Raw genomic sequence first — 23,898 nt, 5'->3', positions numbered from 1 at the left:
GACGCCGGTTCCGGTGACCGCGGTATGGATGTACGAACCCGCGGGTGAGGCTCTTAACACCGAGTTGTAGAGGAACCTCACCGGCTGCTCCCTGTACATCAGTGGCTGCGAATAGTAGTGAGATGCTTTTGCCATGGCAGTCGTGCCCGCTCCCCGACCCCTCCTGGGAGCCGTGCTTCTGTTGTTCGTCAGCGCCGCTTGGGGGTCGGCGTTCCCGCTGATGAAAGACCTCATCCACCGGTTACCGGTGGAGGATCTGCTCGCCGAGCGCTACCTGATCGCCGCGCTCACCCTCCTCGCCATCAGGCCGCGCTGCCTTCGGGGGCTGCCGCGCAGGACGTGGATCTACGGGGTCGTCCTCGGGATCATGTTCGGGGTCGGTCAGGCCGGTCAGGCCGTTGCGCTGCACGGCCTGCCGTCCTCGCTGTCGGGGTTCGCGGTCGGCTGCAGCGTGGTGATCACCCCGATCCTGGCGCTGGTCCTGTTCAAGGTGAGAGTGCCGCGCCGGATCTGGGCGGGGGTGGTGCTCGCGCTGGCCGGGATGACCGTGTTCACGCTGCTGAGGGGGGTGGAGGATCACGAGGTCTCGGTGCTCGCGCTCGGGGTCACGCTGTCCGCCGCCGCCCTCTACTCCGGTCACACGCTGCTGCTGGCGCAGTTGTCCAAGCGGGGGGAGGCCTTCCACGCGTACGCGCTGACGGTGATCCAGCTGTTCACCATCGGGCTGCTCACCGGGGTCGTCGCCGTCCGCGACGGGATCGTGCTGCCGTCGGGAGGGTCCGACTGGCTGATCCTGGGGCATCTGGCCGTGGTGTCGTGCGCGCTGGGGTTCCTGGCCCGCTCGTACGGCCAGGCGCACGTCACGGCCGTGCCGAGCGCGATCCTCATGTCGTCCCAGCCGCTCTGGGTGGCGGCGATCTCGGTGATCTGGTTCCACGAGCAGATCGGCTGGAGCATGGTCGTCGGCGGGGGGTTGATGGCCGGCGCGATGCTGCTCGCCCTCCCCGCGAGGACCGCCGCGCTGGGTAAAGAGCGCGTCCACCCCAACCGGGCCCTCCTCACCGTCGCCGCACGGGCGGCCAGAACGCTGGCCGACCTGAGGGTCAAACGTGAGGATCCGCTGCCGCTCGGCGGCGGCCAGACGCCGTACCTCGACAGGGGGGCCTGTGAGAACGTCGAGACGTGCCCCTGGCACACGCGCTCGCTCAAGGGCGGCGGGGAGCCCAGCCTGGAGCGGCTGATCGAGCGGGCCACGGTCATCGTCCGGGCGCGGAATCTGCCGGGGCCTGGGTGCTGCCGGTCGGTCACCCTGCTCGGGCGGTGCCTGTGCGATCTCATGGGAGAGGCCGAGCAGGCCCGGACGAAAGCCCTCCCACGTTGGTTTCGGCCCCAATAGGTTACAGGTGTCAATCAAAAGGCAGGCGCTTTTTGCGCTTTAACCTCCCACTTATTCACCATAAATCTTGATATTCGGCGAGGTGCACTAATAATGGGGAAATAGCCCCAGTGGGAGAGGTATGTCATGAAGCGCATCATCGTCCGCAAGCCTGGAACCGCGAGGCTGGCGGGGACCTCCAGCGTCCTTCACAAGGGGTGACAGAGGCAAGGTCCCATCTCAGAGTTCAGGGCGAACCACCCGCTCAATGGAGGGCCGTGCGGCTGCTGACACCGTTGATCGACGGACACCGTCGGCCGCGCGGCCCCTACACTGTCGCCGCCGCCCTGCTGCGTCACCTGGTGCCGCAGGCTCTGGAGGGGGACGGGGACCTGGTGGCGGCGCACGACATCGAGATCCGTGCCGCCGCGCCCGAACTGGCCCCTCTCGTGCCGGTTCGGCGGGTCACGATCGACGCCGGGCTGTCCGACGACGAGCGGATCCTCGTGCCCGCCCCCCGCCGTACGCTGCGGCTGGCCAACGGGCTCACCGAGTTCTTCATGGACGCCGTACGCCCCGGGCAGGCGATCGCCGTGTGCAACGGCGCCGACGCCGACCCGACGGACACCGAGCTGCTGGACGTCATGATGCGGCGGATCCCGCCGGACCTCCTCACGATCATGCTGTACTCCGGCGGCCCCGACCCGCCGCCAGACAACCGCAGCGCGGACGAGCTCTGGGCCCTGGTGGACAGGTGCATGCGCGACGGATTCCTGCACGCCGCCGTCGAGCTGGGGGAGCGCGGCATGGCGCGCACCGAGCCGGGCGGCGGGCTCTGGTGGCGCTTCGCGCAGCGCACCGCGACCGCGCTGGGCGGCCTCGGCCGCACCGACGACGCCCGGGCGGTCTGGGACCGGGTGCGCTCGGCCAGCCAGGATCCGGCGATGCACGCCGCCAGCGCGTACGGCACCGCCATGCTCGACGCCCGCCACCCCGACCCCGCGCACCGCGACCTGGACCGGGCCCGGCGCTGGATCAACGAGGCCATCGCCATCTCCACCCTGCTGCCGGAGCCTTTGGACCGGGCGTTCAAGCTGGGCTTCGACCTCAACGGCCTGGCGCTGATCGAGCTGCGGCACGGCCGGCCGGGCGCGGCGCTGTCGCTGGTCGAGTCGGCCATCGAGCTGGCGCGCGAGCTGCGGGAGCGGCACCCGCTGCACCGGATGGTGCTGCTGGCCAACCGGGCCCAGCTGCTGGCCGTGCTCGGTCACGTCAAAGAGGCGATGGAGGACTACGCGGCCGCGATCGCGCTGGACCCGGTCTTCCCCGACTACTACCTGGAGCGGGGGAACCTGCTGTTCAAGCTCGGGCGGCACGAGGAGGCGCTGGCCGACTTCGAACGGGCCATGCGGGCCGGGCCGCCGCTGCCGGAGGCGTACTACAACCGGGCGGAGCTGCACACCGTGCGGGGCGACACCGAGCAGGCGGTGGCCGACCTGGGGCGGGTGATCGAGCTGGACCCGTCCTACCTGGACGCGTACATCAACCGGGCCGGGCTGCTGGCCGCCGCGGGGCGGGACGGCGAGGCCCTGGCCGACGTCGTGGCCGGGCTCGTCCTGGAGCCCGGCAACCCGCACCTGCTCACGGTGCTGGGGCAGCTGGAGACGGCGGCGGGGCGGCTGGCGGCGGCGAGGCAGGCGCTGGACCGCGCGGTGGAGCGCGCGCCCGGGCTCGCCGCCGCCTGGGGGAACCGGGGGGTGCTGCGGTACGCGGCCGGCGACCTGGAAGGGGCGGTCGAGGACCTGAGCCGGGCCATCGAGCTGCAGCCCGAGCCCGACCTGTACGCCAATCGGGCCGTCGCGCTGCGCGCGCTCGGACGCGCAGCCGAGGCCGCCGCGGACGAACGGCGGGCCGATCGCCTCTCCTGACGGCCGCCTGTCGCGATGGGACTATTGGGTGATGCGGGGGCGAATGGGGCGAGCGGCTGCTGTGTGCGCCGCTCTGGGAGTTCTGTGGTGGGCCAGCGTGCGCCTGGTCTGGGCGGGCATCGGCTGCGAGGACTGGGGATGCCTGGCCCCCGCCGTCGGTGTCGTGGTGGTGGTCACGCTGGCCCTGCTCGTGGGGTCCGCGCTCGTGCTGGAGCGGGTGGACGTACGGCCGGGACGGCGGGTGGCGCTGGTGGCGGGCGGGGTGCTGGTGGCGTTCAGGCTCGCCGGCGAGGCGCTGCCGTCGTGGACGTCCTCGCTCGCGCACGCCGTCACGGCCGGGGCGGCCTTCGCCGGGGCAGGGGCTGTGGCGGCGTTCGTCACGGAGCCGGGGGTGGCGCGGCGGTGGAAGGTGGCGACCGCGCTGGGGGTGGTCGCGCTGGTGCCTGCCGCGCTCGTCGTGACGTGGGCGCGGTTCGGCGCCTAAACGGGCTGGATCAGGAGCAGGCTCTTGCCGGTCACCGCGCGGGCCTCGATGGCGGCGTGCGCCTCGGCGGCCGACTCCAGGGGGTAGGTGGCGCCGACCGTCGGGCGCAGGCGTCCGGCGGCGGCCAGCGTGAGGGCCTCCCTGGCCAGCTCGCGCAGGTCCGCCTGCGTCCAGGCGACCGCGGTCACGCGCGGGTCCGGCGTGGTCATCGGGCCGCCCGCCATGCCGTACGCGCTCAACCTGCCGCCGTCCTTCAGCAGCTGCTGCGCCGCCGCGCCGACCTCGCCGCCCACCCCGTCGAAGACCAGGTCGAGGCCGCCCGTCGCGTCCCGTACCAGGCGGGTCCAGCCGGGGTCGGTGTAGTCGACCGTCAGCTCCGCGCCCAGGCTCGCAGCCAGGTCGCGCTTGGCGGCGCTGCTCGCCGCGCCCACCACGCGCGCGCCCGCCGCCGTGGCGAGCTGCACCAGCAGGCTTCCCACGCCGCCGCCGGCCGCCTCGACCAGCACCCACTCCCCGGGCTTGGGAGCGGCGGCGCGCGCGAGGGCGACGGCGGTGCGCCCGTCCGCGAGCAGCGCCACCGCGAACTCGGGCGACAGGCCGTCGGGGATGGGGATCAGATCGTCGGCGCTCGCCACCGCGAGCTCCGCGTATCCGCCGTGACCGCCGAGCGTGCTGACGGCCGGCGTACCGGTCAGCGCCGGGTCGACGCCCTCGCCGGTCGCGGCCACCGTTCCGGCGACGCCGTTGCCCAGGATCGCGGGCAGCTCGGCCTGCCGCGGCCCCCGGTTGGCGCGTACCTGCGTCTCCACGAACGTGATGCCCGCCACCGACACGTCCACGAGCACCTGTCCGGGCCCGGCCACCGGGTCCGGCACCTCCTCCACGACCAGCGCCTCCGGCCCGCCGTACCGCCTCAAGACCACCGCACGCATGATGAGCCCTTCTTTATCGGAGCAATTCGCTCCGAAAATACTAATATGCTGTACGGCATGAGCACACGCGGCAGGCAGGCCGAAGCCGCACGCAACGATCTGCGGCTGCTGCGGGCCGCGCACGAGGTGTTCACGACGCAGGGATTCGACGCCCCGGTGTCGGCCATCGCCAAGGCGGCGGGCGTGGGCATGGGCAGCCTCTACCGCCGCTACCGCACCAAGGAGGAGCTGCTCCAGCGACTGTGCGTGATCGCCATGGAGCGCGGGGTCGAGGCGGCCGAGGCCGGGCTGGCCGAGCCGGACCCGTGGGAGGGGCTGGCCTCCTACGTACGCGCGTGCGTGGGGTTCAGGGCGGGCGCGCTCGCGCCGGTCGCCGGCACGATCGAGGTCACCGACGAGATGTGGCGCACGGCGCGCAAGGGCGCCGAACTCGCCGACCGGCTGATGACCAGGGCGCGCGAGGCCGGCGTGCTCAGGGGCGACGTCACCTCGCTGGACATCACGCTGCTCGTGGAGCAGTTCAGCCGCCCGGCGCCGGGTGGTGAGCATCCGCACGTCAAGGAGCGGCTGCTGACCATCGCGCTCGACGGCCTGCGCGCGCCGGGGGCCACCGAACTGCCCGGCGACCCGCCGAGCCCGGAGTGGTACGAAGGCCGCTGGGGGAGCGCCTCCTAGGTCTACGGTGGGGGCGTGGGCTTCAACGAGCTGCTCAAAGACCTCGATCACAGCGCCAGCGTCCAGGCCGCGGGCATCAGACGCGGCTACGGCGGGCCGCCCGCCCGCACGGTGGGCGCCACCGTGGGTCTGGCGCGGCTGCGCTGCGCCTCGCTGCTCAAGCCCCTGTACGCATGGGTGAGCGCGGCCCACATCCCCGACGAACGGTGGCGGCGGCACGCCGAGCCCGCCGTGATCGTGTCCTCCAACGCCGACACGCTCAACCTGTGGCTGGCCGTCGGCCCCCGGGTCATCCTCGACGACCTCCGCAGGCGCACCGGCATCGCCTGGTCGCCGCCCAACGGCGACCCCTCCCGGTTCGGCTCGGTCGAGGTGGCCGCCGACGAGGTCGCGACCGCGTACGCGGTGCTTGCCCAGGCCGCCGTCGCCGGCGACCCGGTCGCGGAGACCATTCTGGGGTGGATGCGGCAGGTCAGCGCGTCGCAGGCGTTCGGGGCCCGCGAGGCGATCCGCTCGCCCGGGGCCGGGGTCAAGAGCGGCTGGTACGGCGCCCCGGACGAGACCTGCCTGCGTACGCACACCGTGGCCGTGCTGCCCCGCGGCGGCACCCGGGTCACGGTGGCCGTGGGGATGACCGCGCTGCCGTACACCGACGTGCGGGCGCGTGAGGTGTACGCGGAGAAGGTGGGCAAGGGGGTGCCCGTGGAGCCCGAGCACGAGAAGGTGGCCGGGCGGCTGCTGCGCGGGCTCCTGGTGACGACCCTCGACGAACTGGGCCATTTCCGCGATGGCCCGCACAAGTGAGTCGTTCGAGCCCGGACCGTGTGATCATGAGCACGGTCGGCGACGGTTGCCGATTTTCTACTTCATTTAGGGATTAGTGTGATATTTACCGTTTTGGGCGGATGTGGGGCTTGGCCTGCGGCGGGGCAGGCGTGCAGCGGGTACGTGGTGGAGGCCGAGGGATTCCGTGTCCTCGTCGATCCCGGCTACGCCACCCTGCCGAGGCTCCTCGGGCTCATGCGGGCCGACGAGGTGGACGCGGTGCTGGTCACCCACGGCCACCCCGACCACTGCGCCGACCTGAACCCGCTGCTGCGCGCCCGCGCGCTCGCCGACGTCCCCGCTCCGGCGCTGCCGGTGTACGCCCCGCCGGGCGCGCTGGACGCCGTCCTGGCGCTGGACAAGGCGCGCATGCTGGCGGGCAGCTTCGTGACGCACGATCTGGGGCCCGGCGTGCCGTACGAGGTCGGTCCGTTCCGCCTGGACGTGTTCGACCTGCCGCACCACGTGCCGAATGCCGGCCTGCGGCTGAGCGCCGGAGATCACGTGCTCGCCTACACCGGTGACACGGGGCCGTCACCCGAGCTGGTGGCGCTGGCGGAGGGGGCGGACCTGCTGGTGGCCGAAGCGACATATCCGGAACGGGTCCCGGAAGAGGACGCGCCTTACCTGTCCAGCGCCCTGGACGCGGGCCGCACCGCGGCGGCGGCGGGCGTGGCCCGCCTGCTCCTCACCCACCTGTGGCCCGACACGTCCCCGGCGCCCGCGCTGACGGCCGCCGCGAAGTCCTATGACGGCACGCTGGCGGTCGCCTCCGCGGGCATCACGCTGGACCTGTGACGACGCCTCACCGCGTCGTGAGCCGCTCGATCACCTTCGCCAGCTCGGGCGGCTCCACGTCAGCGGGCAACTCCTCGACCCAGGCGTACCCCCTGTAGACCTCTCGCTCCTCCTCGGTGAGGTCCCCGGGCTCCACCTCCGGCCGCGCCTCCTCGAAGGTGGCCAGAAAGAACGGCTCGGTCTTCACGTACCGCACTCCCAGCCACGAGAAGTCGCGCTCGACCTCGACGAACCCCTCCCGCACCGCCGAGCCCGGCAGGCCGGTCTCCTCGCCCAGCTCCCGCCTGGCCGCCTCCAGCGCCGTCTCGCCGGGGTCGATCCCGCCGCCGGGCGGCTCCCAGACGTCCGTGCGGCTGACGGGGTCGTACCAGTGCATGAGCAGCACCCTGCCGTCGCGGTCCAGGCAGACGACACGGGCCGCAGGCCGATCGCTGCTGTCCGCTTGACCCTCTATGGCATCCATCGACCAGACGTTACCCCTGTCGCTCCTCCTCCAGCACGAGTGTCAGCAGGCCCGGGAAGCGATGATCGAACTCCTCCCGGCGCAGGCGGTTGAGCCGGCGGGCGCCTTCGTCGCGCTGCTCCAGCAGCCCCACGTTGCGTAACACCGAGAAGTGGTGGCTGAGCGTGGACTTGGCCACCGGCAGGTGGGAGAACGTGCCGCAGGCGCGCGTCCAGTCGGGGACCTCCGCCAGCTCCCGCACGATGCGGCGCCGGATGGGATCGCCCAGCGCGTCGAGGGCGCCCTGCAGCGTGACCTCGATCGGGGACGTGTGTGTCAGACCGCGCGTCCTGTTCGACTGCGATCGAACATTCGGGTAGTGTTCCATCTCGATCGAACATTCTATGCGAGGGGAGCGGCCGTGGACATCGGGCGCGTCGGAGTGTGGCATCCCATGATCGGCAAGGCCCCCGCCGAGGAGGCGCGTCAGGCGGCGGCCACGATCGAGTCGCTGGGCTACGGCTCGCTCTGGGTCAATGAGGGCAAGGGCAGCAAGGAGCCGCTCGTCATGTCCGCCGTGCTGCTGGCGGCCACGCGGCGCATCGCGGTCGGCACCGGCATCGCCAATCTCTGGGTGCGCGACGCCACGGCCATGGCCGCGGGCGCGGCCGCGCTGGGCGACGCCTTTCCCGGCCGGTTCCTGCTGGGCATAGGGGTCAGCCATGCCCCTCTGGTCGCCGGCCGCGGTCACGACTACGCCAAACCCCTGACCGCGATGCGCACCTACCTGGAGGCCATGGACCAGGCCGACCGGACGCTGCCCGTACCCGCGACGCCGGCTCCCAGGATCCTCGCCGCGCTGAGGCCCAAGATGCTGGAGCTGTCCAGGGACCTGGCGGACGGCGCCCACAGCTACTTCGTGCCGCCGGAGCACACCGCGCAGGCCCGCCGGATCCTCGGCCAGGGCCCTGTCCTGATCCCCGAGCAGGCGGTCGTCCTGGAGTCCGACCCGGCCCGGGCCCGCGAGATCGCCCGCGCCCACATGTCCTACTACCTGACGCTGCCCAACTACCTCAACAACCTGCGCACGCTGGGCTTCACGGACGACGACTTCGCCGGCGGCGGCAGCAACCGCCTCGCGGACGCCATCGTGGCCTGGGGCAATGCCGACGCCATCACCAAGCGCGTGCACGCCCACCTGGACGCGGGGGCCGACCACGTCGTCATCCAGCCCCTCTCCCCGGACACCCCGGACCTCGCCCACGCCCTGACCCAACTGAGCGACCTCGCCCAACCCCTCGGCCTGTAACCCGCCCCCGCACGGGTCGCTCGCGCGCCTGCGCGGTCGCACAGCGCATGGCCGGGCGGCGCACAGGGGGCTACAGGAGGCCACAGGGCGCAGGGTGGGGATCGCCGTCGCCGGCGGGATGTGGCTGCGGGCGTTTGACCTCGAGTGCGCTCCAACTCGTAGCGTGAGTCGCATGACAACGCCGCAAGACAAGATCGGGTCGGGGTTCGGGGCCAGGAGCACCGCGGACGACGTGCTCCACGGGATCGATCTCTCAGGAAAGCTGGCGATCGTCACCGGCGGCTACTCGGGCATCGGGCTGGAGACCACGCGGGCGCTCGCCCGGGCCGGAGCGCGCGTCGTGGTGCCCGCGCGCCGCCGCGAGGTCGCCGAGGAAGCGGTCGGGGGCATCGGCGGGGTCGAGGTGGACGAGCTCGACCTCGCCGATCTCGAGAGCGTACGGCAGTTCGCCGAGCGCTTCCTGGCCACCGGCCGCAGCGTCGAGATCGTCATCAACAGCGCCGGGATCATGGCCTGCCCGGAGACGAGGGTGGGTCCGGGATGGGAGGCGCAGTTCGCCACGAACCACCTGGGCCACTACGCGCTCGTCAACCGCCTCTGGCCGGCCGTCGCCCGGGGGCAGGCACGGGTCGTGTCCGTTTCGTCCGCAGGGCACCGGCATGCGGGCATCCGGTGGGACGACGTCCAATTCGAGCGGGGCTACGACAAGTGGCAGGCCTACGGGCAGGCGAAGACCGCGAACGTCCTGTTCGCCGTCCAGCTCGACGCGCTCGGCCGGGACGCGGGGGTGCGGGCGTTCGCGCTGCATCCGGGCGCCATCCTCACGCCCCTGCAGCGCCACCTCCGCAAGGAGGAGATGGTCGCCGCGGGGTGGATCGACGAGGACGGCAACGCCCTGGACCCCACGTTCAAGACCCCCGGGCAGGGCGCGGCCACCCAGGTGTGGGCGGCCACCTCGCCGCAGCTGGCGGGCATGGGCGGCGTCTACTGCGAGGACTGCGACATCGCCGAGTCGACCACGGGGTCGGGCGTCGGGCCCGGCGTGCGCGACTATGCGATCGACCGGGAGCAGGCCGCGCGGCTGTGGGCGCTGTCCGCCGAGCTGACCGGGGTCAACGCCTTCGGCTAGCGCTTCATGGCGCCGTCGGCGATGGCGTCCGCGGCGTTGCCGATGGCGACGCCGACGATCTCGAGGCGGCGCACCAGCTCCCGCTCCTTCAGCGCCTCCGCGGACACCTCGCCCGAGAAGATGCGCGAGATCTCGTACTGGTACATCCGCCGGATCGACCCGCCCACCTTCTTCGCCTCCAGCGCGTCCAGGGCCACCGCGGAGGGGCGGGAGGCGAGGTCGCGGACCGCGTTCTCCAGGGCTTCGATGCCGACGATGACCTGGTCGAGCAGGGGAGTGAAGCGGATCTGGTCGGGGACCCGGTAGAGGTGGGACTCGCGGACGAAGTCCCGCAAGGAGTCCAGCACGTCGTCGATGGCGCGTGACAGGCGGAACAGGTCCTCCGGGTCGATGGGGGTGACCAGGGCCGTTCTGAGCTCCTCGACGAGGCGGGCGCGCTCCTCGTCGCCGATGTGCTCGATCGAGCGCATCTGCTCGTGCGCGCCCGTCCGGCCCACCTCGCCCCCGATCATGGCCATCGCCAGCCACGCGCCTTCCTTGGTGGCCCGGAGCTGGCCGAGCAGGGCCTCCGTGAGCGCGCTGTCCATGCGGCCGGTCATGAGGTTGCGGATCCGCCGCAGCCGCTTCATGGTCCGGCCGCCTTCGTCGAGCCGGGGCGGCACGTCATGGGCCGGGCCGCCCTCGAGGAGTGCTTCACGTTCGCCGTCCCTTCATGAGAGTTCAACGCTCGCGATCCCCTTCACCAGCGCCGCCAGCCCCGCGCCCAGCAGGGCGCTGGCCGGCAGCGTCAGGAACCAGGCCGCGACGATCTTGCCGGTGGCGAACCAGCGGACGCGGCCGCTGCCCTGGGCCACGCCCGCGCCGATGAGCCCGCCGGCGATGGCCTGGGTCATGCTCACCGGCATGCCCACGGCCGCGCAGGCGATCACCGCCGTGCCCGCGGCCAGCTCGGCCGCGACTCCGTGCGGCGGCCGGGAGGCGATGAGCTCGCGGCCCAGCGTGCGGCCCGCCTTGGGGAGCCCGTACATGGTGCCGAGCCCGAAGAGGACGGCCACCAGCGACGTGTACGGGAGCGGCGCGCCCGAGAAGCCGAACACGATCATGAACACGGCCAGCATCTTCTGCCCGTCGTTGGCCGAGTAGGCGAGGCTCTGCAGGAGGAAGCCCACCTGGTGCCAGCGCCGCAGCCCACGGGCCGAGGTCGTGATCAGGAGCATCCGGACGAGCACCCAGCCCAGCAGCCCTCCGACGAAGGGCGCCGCCACCCCGAACGCCAGCACCAGCAGCACCGAGCCGGGCGACACCGGCAGCCCCCAGCCCAGCCCCGCCCCGGTGAGCCCGCCCACGATGGCGAGCGTGAGGCTGGTCGGCAGGCCCTTCATGCTGAGCGCGGCCACCACGGCCAGCGACGAGATCACCGCGACGGTCATCGCGATCTTGCCGCCCGGCGCGTGGAACGAGGCCAGCCTGGTCGTGAACGTCAGCGCCACCTGATGCGTGACCAGCGGGACCACCGCCGCCAGCACCACGAGCACGAGGATGCCGGTGGCCGGGCGCACCGAGGGCAGTTTGAGCCCGGTGGCGAGGAGGGCGCCTCCGTCGTTGATCCCGGACACGACGGCGAACAGGCCGGCGACCACGATCAGTACGGCGACGTCCAAGGACCGCGCTCCATCCCAAGCCGCGGGACAACCCGGGGTTGCCCCTCCCGAATCCGCGTTCCCCCCTGACTACCCGGGATCACGTGGATGATGGACGATCGGCCGCGTAACGTGTGTCGGGTACTCTCTGTGATGGTCACCGGCCAGGATCAGCCCTACGGTGATCGACGATCCCACGCCCGCGAGAGTGAAGGCATGATCAGCCCCGCCGAATACATCCTGACGTTGTCCTGCCCCGACCGGCCCGGTGTGGTGGCCGCCGTCTCCGGCCTGCTGGCCCGGCACGGATGCAACATCATCGAGAGCCAGCAGTTCGGCGACCGGGTCGGGCAGCGCTTCTTCATGCGTGTCCAGTTCGCGGGGCCGTTGAGCGAGGACGACCTCAACGGCGCCTTCGCGACGCTCGCGCCGGACTTCGCCATGGAGTTCAAGGTGCGCGACGTGGCCAGGAAGCCGCGGGTGCTGATCATGGTCAGCAAGTTCGACCACTGCCTCAACGACCTGCTCTACCGCGTCAGGTCCAAGGCCCTGGACATCGAGATCGTCGCAGTCGTCTCCAACCATCCCGACCTGCGGCCGCTCACCCAGTCCAACGGGATCGACTACCACCACCTGCCGGTCACCCCCGAGACCAAGGCGAGGCAGGAGGCCGAGGTGCTGGCGCTGGTGGAGCACTACCAGGTGGACCTGGTGGTGCTGGCCCGCTACATGCAGGTGCTCTCGGGCGAGCTGTGCGAGAAGCTGGCCGGGCGGGCGATCAACATCCATCACTCGTTCCTGCCGTCGTTCAAGGGCGCCAAGCCGTACCACCAGGCCCACAACCGCGGCGTCAAGCTCATCGGCGCCACGGCCCACTACGTGACCTCCGACCTGGACGAGGGGCCGATCATCGAGCAGGAGGTGGCCCGGGTCAACCACAGCCACTCCGCGGAGGACCTCGTGGCGATCGGACGCGACGTAGAGTGCCTGGCCCTGGCCAGGGCGGTCAAGTGGCACGCCGAGCAGCGGGTCCTGCTGGACGGGCACAAGACGATCGTCTTCCCGCGCTAGCCACCCGGCGATCACCAGCTCGCCCCGTACGGCCTGCGCCCGGAGGGTGCTCACCCACTTCCCGGCCTCCTGGCCCCGAACGGCGTCAGCACCACCCCTACGCCCTCAAACGGCCCTGTGGTGCGCGTGACGGTGAAGCGGTCGCCGAGGCCGCCCGAGAAGGCCGTGAGCCGCCTGCGCGGCGCTGGGATGGCCTCGACCATGGCCGGCCCCAGCGCGCGCTCATGCCGTCGAGGCTACAGACCGGTGTGCCGGGCGAGGAAGGTGAGCGTGTCGGCCGACAGGTCGACCGACCTGCTCACCGACCGCGCGCCGTGCCCCACCTCGGTCTCGTTGCGCAGCAGCACCGGGCGGTCGCCGGTCGAGGCGTGCTGCAGCGCCGCGCACATCTTCCACGCGTGCAGCGGGTGCACCCGCGTGTCGGACTGGAAGACGGTGAAGAGCGTCGCGGGGTAGTTCACCGACTCCTGGACGTGGTGGTAGGGCGAGTAGCCCAGCAGCCAGCCGAACTGCTCGGAGTCCTCGACGGTGCCGTACTCGACGTTCCAGGTGGCGCCCAGCCCGAACTGCTCGTACCTGATCATGTCGAGCAGCGGCGCCGAGCAGGCCACGGCCGCGTACAGCTCGGGCCGCTGCGTCAGCGCGGCGCCCACCAGCAGGCCGCCGTTGGAGCCGCCGGAGATGCCGAGCTGCTCGGGCGTGGTCACCCCGGTGGCGATGAGGTGCTCGGCCGCCGCGTGGAAGTCGTCGAACACGTTCTGCTTGTTGCCGAGCATGCCCTCGCGGTGCCACTCCTCGCCCTCCTCGCCGCCGCCGCGCAGGTTGGCGATGGCGTAGACCCCGCCGGCCTCGACCCAGGTCAGGATCGACGCCGAGTAGCCGGGGGTCATCGACAGGCCGAAGCCGCCGTAGCCGTACAGGATGGTGGGCCGCGGCCCCGGCGTGTCGTCGGCGGGGGAGATGATCAGCATGCGGACGTCGGTGCCGTCCTTGGACTGGTAGACGACCTGCGAGGTGCGCACGGGGGGCACCTCGACGGCGCCCGGGGAGGCGGCCCAGAGGGTCGTCTCGCCGGTCCTGGCGTCGTAGCGCTGGACGGAGGGCGGCCTGGTGTTGTCGGTGTAGGCGAACCAGGCCTCGTGGCCGCCCTCGGGACGCTCGGAGAGGCTGCCGATGGAGCCGAGCCCCGGCGTGGGCACCTCGCCGACGCGCTCCCCGGTCGCCAGGTCGTGAACGGTGATCTCGCTGATCGCGTGGCGGGTCCAGCCCACCAGCATGACCGGGCGCTCCAGGTCGTCGAGGATCGCGAAGTCGTTCAGGACCGCTTCGGGGTCCTCGGGGATGAGGTCGCGCCAGGTCTCGAAGTCCGGCTCGGCCGGGTCGGTGACGCACACCCGGGCCCTGGGCGCGTCGCGGTCGGTGTGGACGTAGAGCCTGCCGTCGCGGCCGAACACCAGCCCCGCCTGCGCGTCCACACCCTCCTGCACGACCCGCAGGTCGGGCCGGTCGGCCGGGGACCCCGTCAGGTCGGCCACCCAGAGGTCGTTGCGCGGCGCGGTGCCCTCGTGCGCCGAGACCTGCAGCCAGCGGCCGTCACGCGAGACCGAGACGCCGTAGTAGTTGGTCATCTTCAGCCCCTGGCCGAAGATCATCACGTCGTCCTCGGTGGAGGTGCCGACGCGGTGCAGGTAGACGCGGCGGTGGAACTGCGTCTCGTTCTCCGGGACCTCGGTGCTGGGCAGCCTGCGGACGTAGTAGTACGCCTCCCCGCCGGGTAGCCACGCGACGGGGGAGTAGCGGCAGCGGTCGATCGGCCCCTCGACCCGCTCGCCCGTGGTGACGTCCATGACGTAGAGGATCGACTCCTCGTTGCCGCTCACCGAGATCTGGTACGCCAGCAGCCGCCCCTCCTTGTCGGGCTGCACGGCGTCGAGCGTGGTCAACCCCGACGGGTCGATCGCCATCGGGTCGATCAGCGCCCGCTCGGTCCCGTCGGGCTCGACGACGTAGTAGACGGCGTGCTCCTGGTCGGGCGTGCGGCGGCTGAAGAAGTGCCGGCCGCCGCGCCAGGCCGGCGCGCCGACCGAGCCGGACTTGAGCAGCTCGGCGATGCGGCTCTTGAACCGCTGCTGCCCGCCGGCCCTGCCGAACAGCTCGGCCTGCTCCAGCAGCCACCCCTTCGTCTCTGGACTGTCGGGATCCTCGAGCCATCGATAAGGATCCGGCACGGGCGTGCCGTGCAGGATGTCGACGGTGTCTTCGCGGCGTGCGGTCGGGTACGGCTCCAGCTTCATGCTGGGAACCCTACTGCCAAAGGACATGCGTAAAGCGCTGGTGAAGCGGGCATAAAACGTAACGTGTGTCCCTCTGGTCCATTCCGGTTGGAGGATTTTTGGGGTGGCGGGGACCGCGGTGCAAACGCCAGACTTGGTGACAGGACGGTGCCGTGGTGACCATCCGCTGGGCCGTCCGGCGGAGGTCCACGTGACGGAAGCACAAGTGCCCCAGGAGGGGCCGACAGTCGGGACATGCCGCGGCATGTCCCCTTTGATACGCGCGCAGCAGGGAGAGGCCACATGATGCGCCAGGTCCTGCTGCTGAATGCCACCTACGAGCCGCTGACCACCCTTTCCCTGCACCGGGCCGTGGTGCTGGTGCTGCGGGAGAAGGCCGACGTCGTCCACCGTGACGGAAGGGGCGCGGTGCTGCGCTCCGCCAGCCACACGCTCGACGTTCCCTCGGTGATCAGGCTGAGAAGATATGTCCGCATCCCCTACCGGTCCCGCATCCCGCTGACCAGGGCCGCCCTCATGCGGCGCGACGACTACCGCTGCGCCTACTGCGGGCAGCGGGCCGAGACCATCGACCACGTCATCCCGCGGTCCAGAGGCGGCACCCACACCTGGGAAAACTGTGTCGCCTCCTGCACCACCTGCAACCACAGGAAGGCCGACAAGTACCTGGAGGAGCTGGGGTGGACGCTGCGCGTCAGCCCCGCGGTGCCACGGGGGGCTCACTGGAGGCTCATCGGCGCCTCGCTGATCGGTGACCCCCAATGGGCGCCCTACCTCGAGGCCGCCGCCTGAGATATCGCTTTGTAAGGGGAGGCCACCGCCTGACACCATGAGCAGGCATGTGGACCTTCACCTCAGATGTTGAGGAGTACGCCGCGGTCGCCGAGCCGTTCCTGCTCGGCGACCCGGTGCGTAACACGGTCGCGTTGACCGTCCTCGCCAACCTGCGGGCCGGGATGCCCGTGAAGGGTCCCCGGTTCGGCTGGTGGACGGCCGACGGCGAGGTCCGGGGGGCGGTCTTCCACACCCCGCCGCACCCTGTCGGGCTCGCCGACATGCCCATGGAGGCCGTCGCGCCACTCCTCGCCGCGCTCGGCGACCCCGCCGAGGTCGTGGGCAGGGTGGAGCTGACCTCCGAGGTCAAGCGGCTGCTGGGGGAGCCCGGGCGGTTGGTGCCCGAGCGCCTCTACCGCTTGGGCACGCTCGCCGTCCCCGGCACGCCCGGGCGCGGCAGGCTCGCCGCTCCCGCCGACTTCCCGCTGCTGGTCAGCTGGTATCAGGCGTTCGCGGAAGAGGTCCGGATGGGCATGGGCGACGACGTGGCCGAGTCGGTCGCGCGGCGCCTGGCGGCCCGCGAGCTGTTCGTGTGGGAGGCGGGTGAGGCGCCGGTCTCCCTGGCCGCGCTCTCCCCGGCGGTCGGCGGCGTCTGCCGCATCGGGCCCGTCTACACGCCGCCCTCGTGCCGCAGGAACGGCTACGGCGCCGCCGTCACCGCGTACGCCAGCCAGGTCGGCCTGGCCGAGCGCTGTGACCAGGTGGTGCTCTTCACCGACCTGGGCAACCCGACGAGCAACGCCGTCTACCAGTCGATCGGCTACGTGCCCGTGTCCGACTACGAGCACATGACTTACGATGACCCGCGTCCAGCGGGCCATCGCAGCTAGCCGTGGTCTGCGGCTACTCTTGGGCCATGCCGCGTTACGACTTCCGCTGCCGCGCCTGCGGCTCCACGTTCGAGGTCTCCCGTCCCATGTCGGCCTCCGACGACCCGGCCACCTGCCCCGACGGCCACGACGACACGGTGAAGCTGCTGTCCACGGTGGCGATGACGGGGGGCGCGGCCGCTCCCCGGCCGAGCGGCGGCGGCGGAGGCTGCTGCGGCGGAGGATGCTGCTCCTAGAACGGCCTGGGACGGCCTGGGACGGCCTGGGACGGCCCTAGAACACCTGGGCGGCGGTGAAGGTCGTCTGCGAACGCGTCAGCCCGTCCACCGCCAGCTTGGCGAGCCGCTCGACCGTGGCGATCCCCGTCTCCATGGTCGGGCTGCGCTCCGACAGCACCGCGATGAGCATGTCGTGCCCGTCCACGCCGAGCTGCCCCACGCTGTTGATCGTCCACAGCCCGTCGTGCGCGTCCACGGGCAGCCAGCCGTTCTTGAGCGCCACGTCGCCCCCGGCCGCGCTGACCCCCCACGCCTGCGACGGCTCCACGGACGACATGAGCTTCAGCGCGTAGCGCCGGTCGGAGGCCGGCAGCGGCCCCGCGGGGTCCGTGAGCCGCTCCAGCACCTTGACCTGGTCGGACGGCCGGCTGCGGGTCGTCCCCCAGTACAGCCCGGGTCCCGGCCACGTGTGCTCGACGCCGAGCTGGCGCAGGACCCTGGTGAGGCCCTTCTGGCCGCCGATCGTCAGGTAGAGCTCGTGCGCGCAGTCGTTGTCGCTCTCGCGGATCATCTTGGAGGTCAGCGTGCGCTCGTACGCGCTCAGCTCGCCCTGCTTGCCCAGCAGGAACGCCAGCAGGATGTCCACCTTCGCCACGCTGGCCAGCACGAACGGCGTGCGCTCGCGGTAGGAGTATCTGGCGCCGGTCGTGCGGTCGTAGACGGCCAGCGCCGCGCGCCCCGGGCGTTCGCGCAGGTAGCGATCCAGAGTGCGGTCGAGAGCGCGCCGCGCGGCAACGGGCAGCACGCTCTCGACGACCACCCCGCCCGGCCGCCCGAAGGAGGCGGCCTGAGGCGGGACGACGGTTGACGGGTTTGCACAGCCGGCCACGGCCAGCAGGGCAACGACGAGCGAGATCCCCCGAACGCGCATGTGCGGGAGCCTGCCAGCCGCCACCCCAAAGGCCGGGGGCGCGCAGGGTCAAACGTCGGTCAGTTTCCTATGCGGCCCTGGGGCGCTTGCGGCGCTGGAACGGGAGGAACCGGTCAGCCAGGTGCGGACGGGACGGAGTGAGCGTGGGCTCGACCGCGATGATCCGGTCGAAGCGGAACGCCCGGATCGCCCGGCGCATCCTGCACACGCCGACCAGATACCAGTATTCGCGGTGGACCAGGCACGTCACCGGCTCGACGTCGCGCGAGGTGATGATGCCGGAGGCGTCGCGGTAGTGGAGGCGGATCATGAGGCGGCTGGTGATGGCGTCGGCCATGAGCCTGGCTCTGGAGGCGACCTCGACCGGCAGCGGCTCGGTCAGGGTCGAGAGCGTGGTGGCGATGACGTCGTCGTCGAGCTCCAGGTGCTCGAGTGCGTGTTGCAGGCCACGCCGTGCGGTGACGGCCTGCGGGCCCGCTCCGAGGTGAGCGAGGGAGAGGGCGAGGGCGGCGATCTCGGCGGTCGTCAGCGGGCGAGTATCGTGCTTCACGACTGTCGTCATACCCTGATATTAGAGATGACGACCGACATTTTTCGAAAGCCTGTGCGGCAGGCAAGGTCCTTGTCACCTGCCGCATAGGCCTTCCTTACCGCATCACCGCGACAGCTGGGACAGGTCGCGCGAGGCGCCCGTGGACGCGGACGTGGTCATCGCCGCGTACGCCTGCAGGGCCGCGCTCACCGGCCGGTTGCGCTCGCGCGGCCGGTATCCGCCCAGGTCGGCCAGGAGCCGCTCGCGCCGCTCGGCCAGCTCGGCCTCGGGCACCCGCAGCTCCATCGACCGGTTGGGGATGTCGATGTCGATGATGTCGCCGTCCTCGACCAGCGCGATCGCGCCGCCCTCGGCGGCCTCGGGTGAGGCGTGGCCGATGGACAGACCGGAGGTGCCGCCGGAGAAGCGGCCGTCGGTGACCAGCGCGCAGGCCTTGCCGAGCCCCTTGCCCTTGAGGAAGGACGTCGGGTAGAGCATCTCCTGCATGCCGGGACCGCCCTTGGGGCCCTCGTAGCGGATGACCACCACGTCGCCCTCCTTGACGCGCCCGCCGAGGATGCCCTCGACCGCGTCGTCCTGCGACTCGAACACCACCGCGGGCCCGCTGAACTTCCAGATCGACTCGTCCACGCCGGCCGTCTTCACCACCGCGCCGTCGCGCGAGATGTTGCCGTAGAGGACGGCCAGGCCGCCGTCCGCGGTGTAGGCGTGCTCCAGGTCGCGGATGCACCCGGCCGCGCGGTCGACGTCGAGGTCGTCCCAGCGGTTGTCCTGCGAGTACGCCTTGACCGTGCGCACGTTGCCGGGAGCCGCGTGCCAGAGCTCCACGGCCTCGGGCAGCGCCGTCGGCGACTGCACGTCCCAGGCGGCCAGCATGTCGGCCAGCGTGCCGCCGTTGACGGTGGGCACGTCGCGGTGCAGCAGCCCGGCCCGGTCGAGCTCGCCCAGGATGCCGGGGATGCCGCCGGCGCGGTGGACGTCCTCGATGTGGTACTTGTTCGTGGCCGGGGCGACCTTGCAGACGCACGGCACCCGCAGCGAGATCTCGTTGATCTCCTTGAGCCCGAAGTCGACGCCGGCCTCGCGGGCGGCGGCCAGGATGTGCAGGATCGTGTTGGTCGAGCCGCCCATCGCGACGTCGAGCGTCATCGCGTTCTCGAACGCGTCGCGGGTGGCGATCGAGCGCGGCAGCACCGACGCGTCGTCGTCCTCGTAGTAGCGGCGGGTGATCTCCACGAGCTGGCGGCCCGCGTCCTCGAACAGCTTCTTGCGCGCCTTGTGCGTGGCCAGGATCGTGCCGTTGCCGGGCAGCGCGAGGCCGATGGCCTCGGCCAGGCAGTTCATGGAGTTGGCGGTGAACATGCCGGAGCACGAGCCGCAGGTCGGGCAGGCGCTCTCCTCCATCTCCAGCAGCGCGGCGTCGGAGACGGAGTCGTCGGCGGAGGCGATCATCGGGTCGATGAGGTCGAGCTTCTTGCCGGGGATCTTGCCGGCCTCCATGGGCCCGCCCGAGACGAAGATCGTCGGGATGTTCAGCCTGAACGCGGCCAGCAGCATGCCCGGCGTGATCTTGTCGCAGTTGGAGACGCAGATCAGCGCGTCGGCGCAGTGCGCGTTGACCATGTACTCGACGGAGTCGGCGATCAGCTCGCGCGACGGGAGCGAGTAGAGCATGCCGCCGTGGCCCATCGCGATGCCGTCGTCCACGGCGATCGTGTTGAACTCCCGCGGGATCGCCCCGGCCTCCCGGATCGCGGCCGACACCACCTCGCCGACGTCCTTGAGATGCACGTGGCCGGGCACGAACTGGGTGTAGCTGTTGGCCACCGCGATGATCGGCTTGCCGAAGTCGCTCCCGGCTACGCCGGTCGCCCGGAGCAGGGCCCGGGCACCGGCCATGTTCCTGCCGTGGGTGACTGTACGTGACCTGAGGGCGGGCATTGCGCATCTCCCATCGCTAGCGAGTCTTCACATGTTACGGCCACTGCCCGGCAACTGAGACACGTGTCCACACATCGGACGGTTGGTTACCGGATCGAGCCCGAAAAAGCGGCCGCCCGCGCCCGAACTCGTGTTACAGAGATCAGATGAGCAACGGGGCAGTCATGCTCGACGACCCCGCCAGGGTCGGCAACTTCATCCACACGATAGACCGCCTGTGCCGCAGACCGGCCAGGGGCGAGGGGGTGCAGGACTCGCCGCACGTCGCCAGGCAGCCACGGCTGGCCCGATGGCGAGGGGGAGGGGACAGGAAACAGCACGTCGACCGGATGGGCATCCCGCTGGTCCAGCTGAGCGAGGCAGGAGGCTGGCCGGAGGTTTTGGCGGCGGAGGGCAGGCAGGCCACGCACGTCATCTCGCGCGGGATCCCGCGGGCCCGCCCCGACATCCAGCCGGGCGAGGGGGTGCCGAAGATCCTCTCCCGGGTCGTGTCCGCCCTGCGCGGCACGAGGCTCCGCTTCCCTCGCTACCAGTTGACCGCCCAGATCGTCGAGCGGCTGGCCGAGTCGCACGGCAAGGAGGACCAGGCCCGCCGCGTGCTGCGCGAGTCCGACCGCAACTGGGGGTGGGGCGTCGACACCGCGGGCAGGGGTGCCGAGCACGTCCCTTTTCCGCTCAACCTGCTGCTCAAGCTGTTACCGGGCTTCCTGCACGACCTGCGGCTCAGCGGGCGCGTGCCCGGGCTCGGCGGGCGGTTCCGCTGGCTGCGGCGCGCGTTGTCGGACGACGCCCCCAAGGCGCCGGGCGTCGCCGCCCTGCTGGCCGACCTTGACCCGGCCGACGAGCCGGCCGTCGCGCGGCTGCTGCTGCGCGCGTTCATGGACGACCTGGGCGGGCAGTACCGGCGCTCCCCGCTGCACGTGCGGGGCGCGGGCCACGTCTTCTACCCGCTTCTGCTGCTCAACGAGCACGGCGAGGCCCTCGTCAAGCTCGTCGAGGAGCGCCGGGCGAACCTCGGCAGGTTCGATCCGGTCGTGGTGGTCTCCTACACGCCGGACGCCGTGCTCCTGGAGGACGACGAGGAGCCGCTGTGGCGGCTCATCCGCTGGCGCCGTGAGCTGGTCACGGCCGAGGACCGCGACACGTGGCGGCGGGTGCTGGACACGCCGATCACCATCTCGGCGCCGCCCGTGCCCGCCGACCTCACCAGGTACGACGTCGCCGACCCCGCCTGGGTGCCGCCCGCCCGCGTGGCGCCGTGGTGGTCGTCCTGGACGGCCATCGCGCTGTTCTGGATGGCCCTGGCGGGCGCCGTCGGCGCGTACGCGGGCCAGACCGCAGCCTGGCACCGTACCGCCTGCGCGACCGGCCTGTGGACGCCGTGGACGGAGAGCGGCAGGCAGCTGGCCGGCACCGAGTGCGTGGGCGTGGCCGAGCCCGACTACCTGTTCTCGCCGGGCAACGCCGAGATGCGGCAGGTCCAGGCCGCGCTCCAGCAGGAGAACGAGCGGGCCGCGAAGCTGCACGAGGACAGTGACCGACCGTACGTGACGATCGCCTACCTCGCGGCGCTGACCTCGGCGGACCGGGACACACTGGCCGCCGCCCGCGAGGGCCTGGCGGGCGTCGCCATCGCGCAGAAGCGGCAGAACAACTCCGCCGGCGCCAGCGAACCGCTGGTCCGCATCCTCCTGGCGAACGCGGGCGGCAGGATGCAGCACGGTTCGAGCATCGCCCGGCTGCTGCTGCGCTATCGCGACGAGGAGGCGCCCATCGTGGGCGTGGTGGGCCTGGACCAGAGCCGCCAGGAGACCGTCGCGGCCATCCAGGAGCTCGGCAAGGCCGGGCTGCCCATGGTGGCCTCGACGCTGTCGGCCGACCGCCTCGTGAACGAGTCCCCGTTCTACTTCCAGGTCGCCCCGCAGAACTCCCGCCAGGCGTGGATGGCCGCCGCCTTCGCCGACTCGCTGGTCAAGAAGGGGGAGGTCAAGCGGCGGGCCCGGGTCTACTACTCGCACGACGTGACCGACTACTACGCCTCCAACCTCAAGGCCCGGGTCGTCGCCCGGCTGGAGGAGCGCGGGTTCGCGGTCGAGGGGCGCAGGTTCACGCCCGTCGGCGGGGCCAAGCCGGGCCCCGACGACCGCAGCGACGACGCCTACTCGGGGGAGCCCAGGGACGCGGGGGTGTCGGCATGCGGGTTCGACGGGCTGGTGTACTTCGCCGGGCGCGGGATTCCCGACTTCGCCGAGTTCGTGAAGGGGGTGGCCGACAAGTGCGCGGACGCGCCGCCGACCATCCTCGGCGGCGACGACGTCACCAGGTACGTCGCGGACGTGCGCATCAGATCGGCCGTCAGCGGCGTGGGCTACTACTACGAGTCGTTCGCCGCCGCGCCGAACAAGTGCGGCGAGCCGCAGCGGCACGACTTCTACGCGACCCTGTTCGCCACGTTCCCCTTCGAGTGCGAGGAGCCGGGGCCGGGGCGGACGCTGGACGGGCACGCCGCCCTGGCCTACGACGCCACGGAGACGATGATCACCGCCATCCGGCGGCTCGGCAGGGAGCGGCACCGCGTGCCGGTGAACTCCTACACCGTCTGGCGCCAGCTCGGCACGCTCTACACGCCCGACCAGAGCGGGCACGCCATCGAGGGCGCCACGGGCGCGCTCGACTTCGGCGCGGACTCGCCCCGGCAGTATCCCCTGGACAAGGCCGTGCTGATCCTGCGCGCCAAGGGGGCCGAGCGGCCGACCCAGGTCGGCCTGTGCGGCGACGTCACCCGGTCCAGCCGGAGCGAGACCTTCCCGTGGTGCGCCTCGGTCCCGGAGATCTACCGCTAGGCCGGCAGCCGTACGGCGGCGAGCTGGGTCGCCTGGGCCACCAGGCGGCCCTTGTCGTCCCAGGCGTGGGCCACCTCGTCCATCCGGTCGCCGCCGACGTCCGTGGCCGCCAGCCGCACCCTGATCGGCCCGGGAGCGGGCAGCCTGCGGATGAACGCCGAGAGCTGGATCGTCGGCACCCACCCGGACAGGCCCAGGTCGTACGACACCGGTGGCACCGGGTCGAGCGCGACCAGCAGGCTCAGCGGGTCCCAGTCGGAGCCGTCCGCCAGCCGCTGCCAGCTCGCGATGACGCCGGTCCGCGTGGGGGCGCCGAAGGCGAAGGACAGGTGCTCGGGGACGATGCGCTCCTCGACCACGGCCATCAGCGGCACCGTGAGGTCCGAGCCGGGAGGGTTGGTGGGGGCCAGGAAGCAGTCCTGCTCGGGCGGCAGCTCGACCGGCTCGTGCGACGACCACCAGGGGCCGGTGTCGTCCAGCAGGCCGAGCGTGATGTGCGACTCGACGCGGAGGCGGCCCTCCTGCACCAGCGCGGCCCTGACCTGGGCCACGCTCCGGCCGACTCGCAGCGTCTCCACCCGGGCCACGGCCTCGCCGGGCTCGGGCGGCTCGATGAAGGAGCCGCTGACGGCCGTCACGTGCGGATGGCCCGCGCCTGCCGGGCTCTCGCAGGCGGCCCTGGCGAGCACGGCCAGCAGGTAGCCGCCGTGCAGCCGGTTGCCGACGCTCCACTGGGCGTCCAGCACGGCCCCGAACTCGCCCTCGCCGCGCACGGTCAAGGCGGTCGCTTCGCTAAAATTCCCCATTTTTCAGTAAATCCCTTCCCCAGAGCCTCAGATTGACATC

23 protein-coding genes are annotated in these 23,898 nt (G+C 71.7%); 13 read left to right on the top strand and 10 right to left on the bottom strand.

The features are described from left to right. Positions 1–172 precede the first annotated feature (172 nt). From ACFKCF_RS27995 to ACFKCF_RS27985, 3 genes are all read left to right on the top strand, one after another. Positions 173–1,396 (top strand): DMT family transporter, encoded by a 1,224-nt coding sequence (locus tag ACFKCF_RS27995; protein WP_394498096.1) that lies wholly within the window; start codon positions 173–175, stop codon positions 1,394–1,396. A gap of 257 nt (positions 1,397–1,653) precedes the next feature. Beyond that, complete coding sequence (locus tag ACFKCF_RS27990) at positions 1,654–3,303, top strand: tetratricopeptide repeat protein (protein ID WP_394498095.1); 1,650 nt, start codon at positions 1,654–1,656, stop codon at positions 3,301–3,303. 97 nt (positions 3,304–3,400) lie between these two features. Beyond that, positions 3,401–3,787 (top strand): hypothetical protein, encoded by a 387-nt coding sequence (locus tag ACFKCF_RS27985; RefSeq protein ID WP_394498094.1) that lies wholly within the window; start codon positions 3,401–3,403, stop codon positions 3,785–3,787. Here ACFKCF_RS27985 and ACFKCF_RS27980 read toward each other — a convergent pair. After that, positions 3,784–4,719 (bottom strand): zinc-binding dehydrogenase, encoded by a 936-nt coding sequence (locus ACFKCF_RS27980; protein ID WP_394498093.1) that lies wholly within the window; start codon positions 4,717–4,719, stop codon positions 3,784–3,786. The genes ACFKCF_RS27985 and ACFKCF_RS27980 overlap by 4 nt on opposite strands. A 57-nt stretch (positions 4,720–4,776) precedes the next feature. Here ACFKCF_RS27980 and ACFKCF_RS27975 point away from each other — a divergent pair, with 57 nt between their 5' ends. From ACFKCF_RS27975 to ACFKCF_RS27965, 3 genes are all read left to right on the top strand, one after another. After that, positions 4,777–5,394, top strand: a complete 618-nt coding sequence (locus ACFKCF_RS27975) for a TetR/AcrR family transcriptional regulator (protein WP_394498091.1) — start codon at positions 4,777–4,779, stop codon at positions 5,392–5,394. Between the two features lie 15 nt (positions 5,395–5,409). Then, on the top strand, positions 5,410–6,198 hold the full coding sequence (locus ACFKCF_RS27970; protein WP_394498090.1) for a hypothetical protein: 789 nt from the start codon (positions 5,410–5,412) through the stop codon (positions 6,196–6,198). Positions 6,199–6,276: 78 nt separating this feature from the next. Continuing rightward, complete coding sequence (locus ACFKCF_RS27965; protein ID WP_394498089.1) at positions 6,277–7,017, top strand: MBL fold metallo-hydrolase; 741 nt, start codon at positions 6,277–6,279, stop codon at positions 7,015–7,017. A gap of 7 nt (positions 7,018–7,024) precedes the next feature. Here the strand turns inward: ACFKCF_RS27965 and ACFKCF_RS27960 are convergent, their stop codons facing one another. Beyond that, on the bottom strand, positions 7,025–7,480 hold the full coding sequence (locus ACFKCF_RS27960; RefSeq protein ID WP_394498087.1) for an NUDIX hydrolase: 456 nt from the start codon (positions 7,478–7,480) through the stop codon (positions 7,025–7,027). A gap of 10 nt (positions 7,481–7,490) precedes the next feature. Further along, on the bottom strand, positions 7,491–7,847 hold the full coding sequence (locus tag ACFKCF_RS27955) for an ArsR/SmtB family transcription factor (RefSeq protein ID WP_394498086.1): 357 nt from the start codon (positions 7,845–7,847) through the stop codon (positions 7,491–7,493). A 33-nt stretch (positions 7,848–7,880) separates the two neighbouring features. Between ACFKCF_RS27955 and ACFKCF_RS27950 the strand changes: the two genes are divergently transcribed. Next, entirely contained in the window at positions 7,881–8,768 is an 888-nt protein-coding gene (locus tag ACFKCF_RS27950) for an LLM class F420-dependent oxidoreductase (protein WP_394498085.1), read from the top strand. Between the two features lie 172 nt (positions 8,769–8,940). Then, positions 8,941–9,897 (top strand): SDR family NAD(P)-dependent oxidoreductase, encoded by a 957-nt coding sequence (locus tag ACFKCF_RS27945; RefSeq protein WP_394498083.1) that lies wholly within the window; start codon positions 8,941–8,943, stop codon positions 9,895–9,897. Here the strand turns inward: ACFKCF_RS27945 and ACFKCF_RS27940 are convergent. Both ACFKCF_RS27940 and ACFKCF_RS27935 read right to left on the bottom strand, forming a co-directional pair. Next, positions 9,894–10,526, bottom strand: a complete 633-nt coding sequence (locus ACFKCF_RS27940; protein WP_394498082.1) for a DUF47 domain-containing protein — start codon at positions 10,524–10,526, stop codon at positions 9,894–9,896. The genes ACFKCF_RS27945 and ACFKCF_RS27940 overlap by 4 nt on opposite strands. 81 nt (positions 10,527–10,607) lie before the next feature. After that, a complete protein-coding gene (locus ACFKCF_RS27935) occupies positions 10,608–11,558 on the bottom strand; it encodes an inorganic phosphate transporter (protein WP_394498080.1) in 951 nt (316 codons plus the stop codon). Positions 11,559–11,753: 195 nt separating this feature from the next. Between ACFKCF_RS27935 and purU the strand changes: the two genes are divergently transcribed. Then, entirely contained in the window at positions 11,754–12,608 is an 855-nt protein-coding gene (gene purU, locus ACFKCF_RS27930; RefSeq protein ID WP_394498078.1) for a formyltetrahydrofolate deformylase, read from the top strand. Between the two features lie 236 nt (positions 12,609–12,844). Here the strand turns inward: purU and ACFKCF_RS27925 are convergent, their stop codons facing one another. After that, complete coding sequence (locus ACFKCF_RS27925) at positions 12,845–14,902, bottom strand: prolyl oligopeptidase family protein (RefSeq protein WP_394498076.1); 2,058 nt, start codon at positions 14,900–14,902, stop codon at positions 12,845–12,847. A gap of 285 nt (positions 14,903–15,187) precedes the next feature. Between ACFKCF_RS27925 and ACFKCF_RS27920 the strand changes: the two genes are divergently transcribed. The 3 genes from ACFKCF_RS27920 to ACFKCF_RS27910 are packed head-to-tail and all read left to right on the top strand — an operon-like array spanning position 15,188 to position 16,802. After that, positions 15,188–15,694, top strand: coding sequence for an HNH endonuclease (locus tag ACFKCF_RS27920; protein WP_185078202.1), 507 nt, complete (start codon positions 15,188–15,190; stop codon positions 15,692–15,694). Between the two features lie 47 nt (positions 15,695–15,741). After that, positions 15,742–16,566 (top strand): GNAT family N-acetyltransferase, encoded by an 825-nt coding sequence (locus tag ACFKCF_RS27915; RefSeq protein WP_394498074.1) that lies wholly within the window; start codon positions 15,742–15,744, stop codon positions 16,564–16,566. Between the two features lie 26 nt (positions 16,567–16,592). Beyond that, positions 16,593–16,802 carry a zinc ribbon domain-containing protein gene (locus tag ACFKCF_RS27910; protein ID WP_394498072.1) on the top strand — a complete coding sequence of 70 codons (210 nt, stop codon included), beginning with the start codon at positions 16,593–16,595 and terminating at the stop codon, positions 16,800–16,802. Between the two features lie 37 nt (positions 16,803–16,839). Here the strand turns inward: ACFKCF_RS27910 and ACFKCF_RS27905 are convergent, their stop codons facing one another. From ACFKCF_RS27905 to ilvD, 3 genes are all read right to left on the bottom strand, one after another. Further along, positions 16,840–17,715, bottom strand: coding sequence for a serine hydrolase (locus ACFKCF_RS27905; RefSeq protein ID WP_394498070.1), 876 nt, complete (start codon positions 17,713–17,715; stop codon positions 16,840–16,842). A gap of 67 nt (positions 17,716–17,782) precedes the next feature. Continuing rightward, complete coding sequence (locus tag ACFKCF_RS27900) at positions 17,783–18,277, bottom strand: helix-turn-helix transcriptional regulator (protein ID WP_394498068.1); 495 nt, start codon at positions 18,275–18,277, stop codon at positions 17,783–17,785. A 93-nt stretch (positions 18,278–18,370) separates the two neighbouring features. Continuing rightward, positions 18,371–20,209, bottom strand: a complete 1,839-nt coding sequence (ilvD, locus tag ACFKCF_RS27895; RefSeq protein WP_394498066.1) for a dihydroxy-acid dehydratase — start codon at positions 20,207–20,209, stop codon at positions 18,371–18,373. Positions 20,210–20,355: 146 nt separating this feature from the next. On the opposite strand from ilvD, the gene ACFKCF_RS27890 reads away from it, so the two are divergent. Beyond that, positions 20,356–23,052, top strand: a complete 2,697-nt coding sequence (locus ACFKCF_RS27890; RefSeq protein ID WP_394498065.1) for a hypothetical protein — start codon at positions 20,356–20,358, stop codon at positions 23,050–23,052. Here ACFKCF_RS27890 and ACFKCF_RS27885 read toward each other — a convergent pair. Then, positions 23,049–23,858, bottom strand: a complete 810-nt coding sequence (locus tag ACFKCF_RS27885) for a thioesterase family protein (RefSeq protein ID WP_394498063.1) — start codon at positions 23,856–23,858, stop codon at positions 23,049–23,051. The genes ACFKCF_RS27890 and ACFKCF_RS27885 overlap by 4 nt on opposite strands. Positions 23,859–23,898 lie beyond the last annotated feature (40 nt).

This window comes from Nonomuraea sp. JJY05 (assembly GCF_043496855.1).
GTDB lineage: Bacteria > Actinomycetota > Actinomycetes > Streptosporangiales > Streptosporangiaceae > Nonomuraea.
This window is presented reverse-complemented; position numbering and strand designations above follow the sequence as displayed.

Bases quoted from the DNA above. Each gene is read 5' to 3' on its own strand.
- ACFKCF_RS27890 (WP_394498065.1), top strand. From the start codon at position 20,356: ATGAGCAACGGGGCAGTCATGCTCGACGACCCCGCCAGGGTCGGCAAC.
- ACFKCF_RS27915 (WP_394498074.1), top strand. From the start codon at position 15,742: ATGTGGACCTTCACCTCAGATGTTGAGGAGTACGCCGCGGTCGCCGAG.
- purU (WP_394498078.1), top strand. From the start codon at position 11,754: ATGATCAGCCCCGCCGAATACATCCTGACGTTGTCCTGCCCCGACCGG.
- ACFKCF_RS27945 (WP_394498083.1), top strand. From the start codon at position 8,941: ATGACAACGCCGCAAGACAAGATCGGGTCGGGGTTCGGGGCCAGGAGC.
- ACFKCF_RS27910 (WP_394498072.1), top strand. From the start codon at position 16,593: ATGCCGCGTTACGACTTCCGCTGCCGCGCCTGCGGCTCCACGTTCGAG.
- ACFKCF_RS27960 (WP_394498087.1), bottom strand. From the start codon at position 7,480: ATGGATGCCATAGAGGGTCAAGCGGACAGCAGCGATCGGCCTGCGGCC.
- ACFKCF_RS27975 (WP_394498091.1), top strand. From the start codon at position 4,777: ATGAGCACACGCGGCAGGCAGGCCGAAGCCGCACGCAACGATCTGCGG.
- ACFKCF_RS27900 (WP_394498068.1), bottom strand. From the start codon at position 18,277: ATGACGACAGTCGTGAAGCACGATACTCGCCCGCTGACGACCGCCGAG.
- ACFKCF_RS27940 (WP_394498082.1), bottom strand. From the start codon at position 10,526: ATGAAGCGGCTGCGGCGGATCCGCAACCTCATGACCGGCCGCATGGAC.
- ACFKCF_RS27955 (WP_394498086.1), bottom strand. From the start codon at position 7,847: ATGGAACACTACCCGAATGTTCGATCGCAGTCGAACAGGACGCGCGGT.
- ACFKCF_RS27885 (WP_394498063.1), bottom strand. From the start codon at position 23,858: ATGGGGAATTTTAGCGAAGCGACCGCCTTGACCGTGCGCGGCGAGGGC.
- ACFKCF_RS27925 (WP_394498076.1), bottom strand. From the start codon at position 14,902: ATGAAGCTGGAGCCGTACCCGACCGCACGCCGCGAAGACACCGTCGAC.
- ACFKCF_RS27920 (WP_185078202.1), top strand. From the start codon at position 15,188: ATGCGCCAGGTCCTGCTGCTGAATGCCACCTACGAGCCGCTGACCACC.
- ACFKCF_RS27905 (WP_394498070.1), bottom strand. From the start codon at position 17,715: ATGCGCGTTCGGGGGATCTCGCTCGTCGTTGCCCTGCTGGCCGTGGCC.
- ilvD (WP_394498066.1), bottom strand. From the start codon at position 20,209: ATGCCCGCCCTCAGGTCACGTACAGTCACCCACGGCAGGAACATGGCC.
- ACFKCF_RS27980 (WP_394498093.1), bottom strand. From the start codon at position 4,719: ATGCGTGCGGTGGTCTTGAGGCGGTACGGCGGGCCGGAGGCGCTGGTC.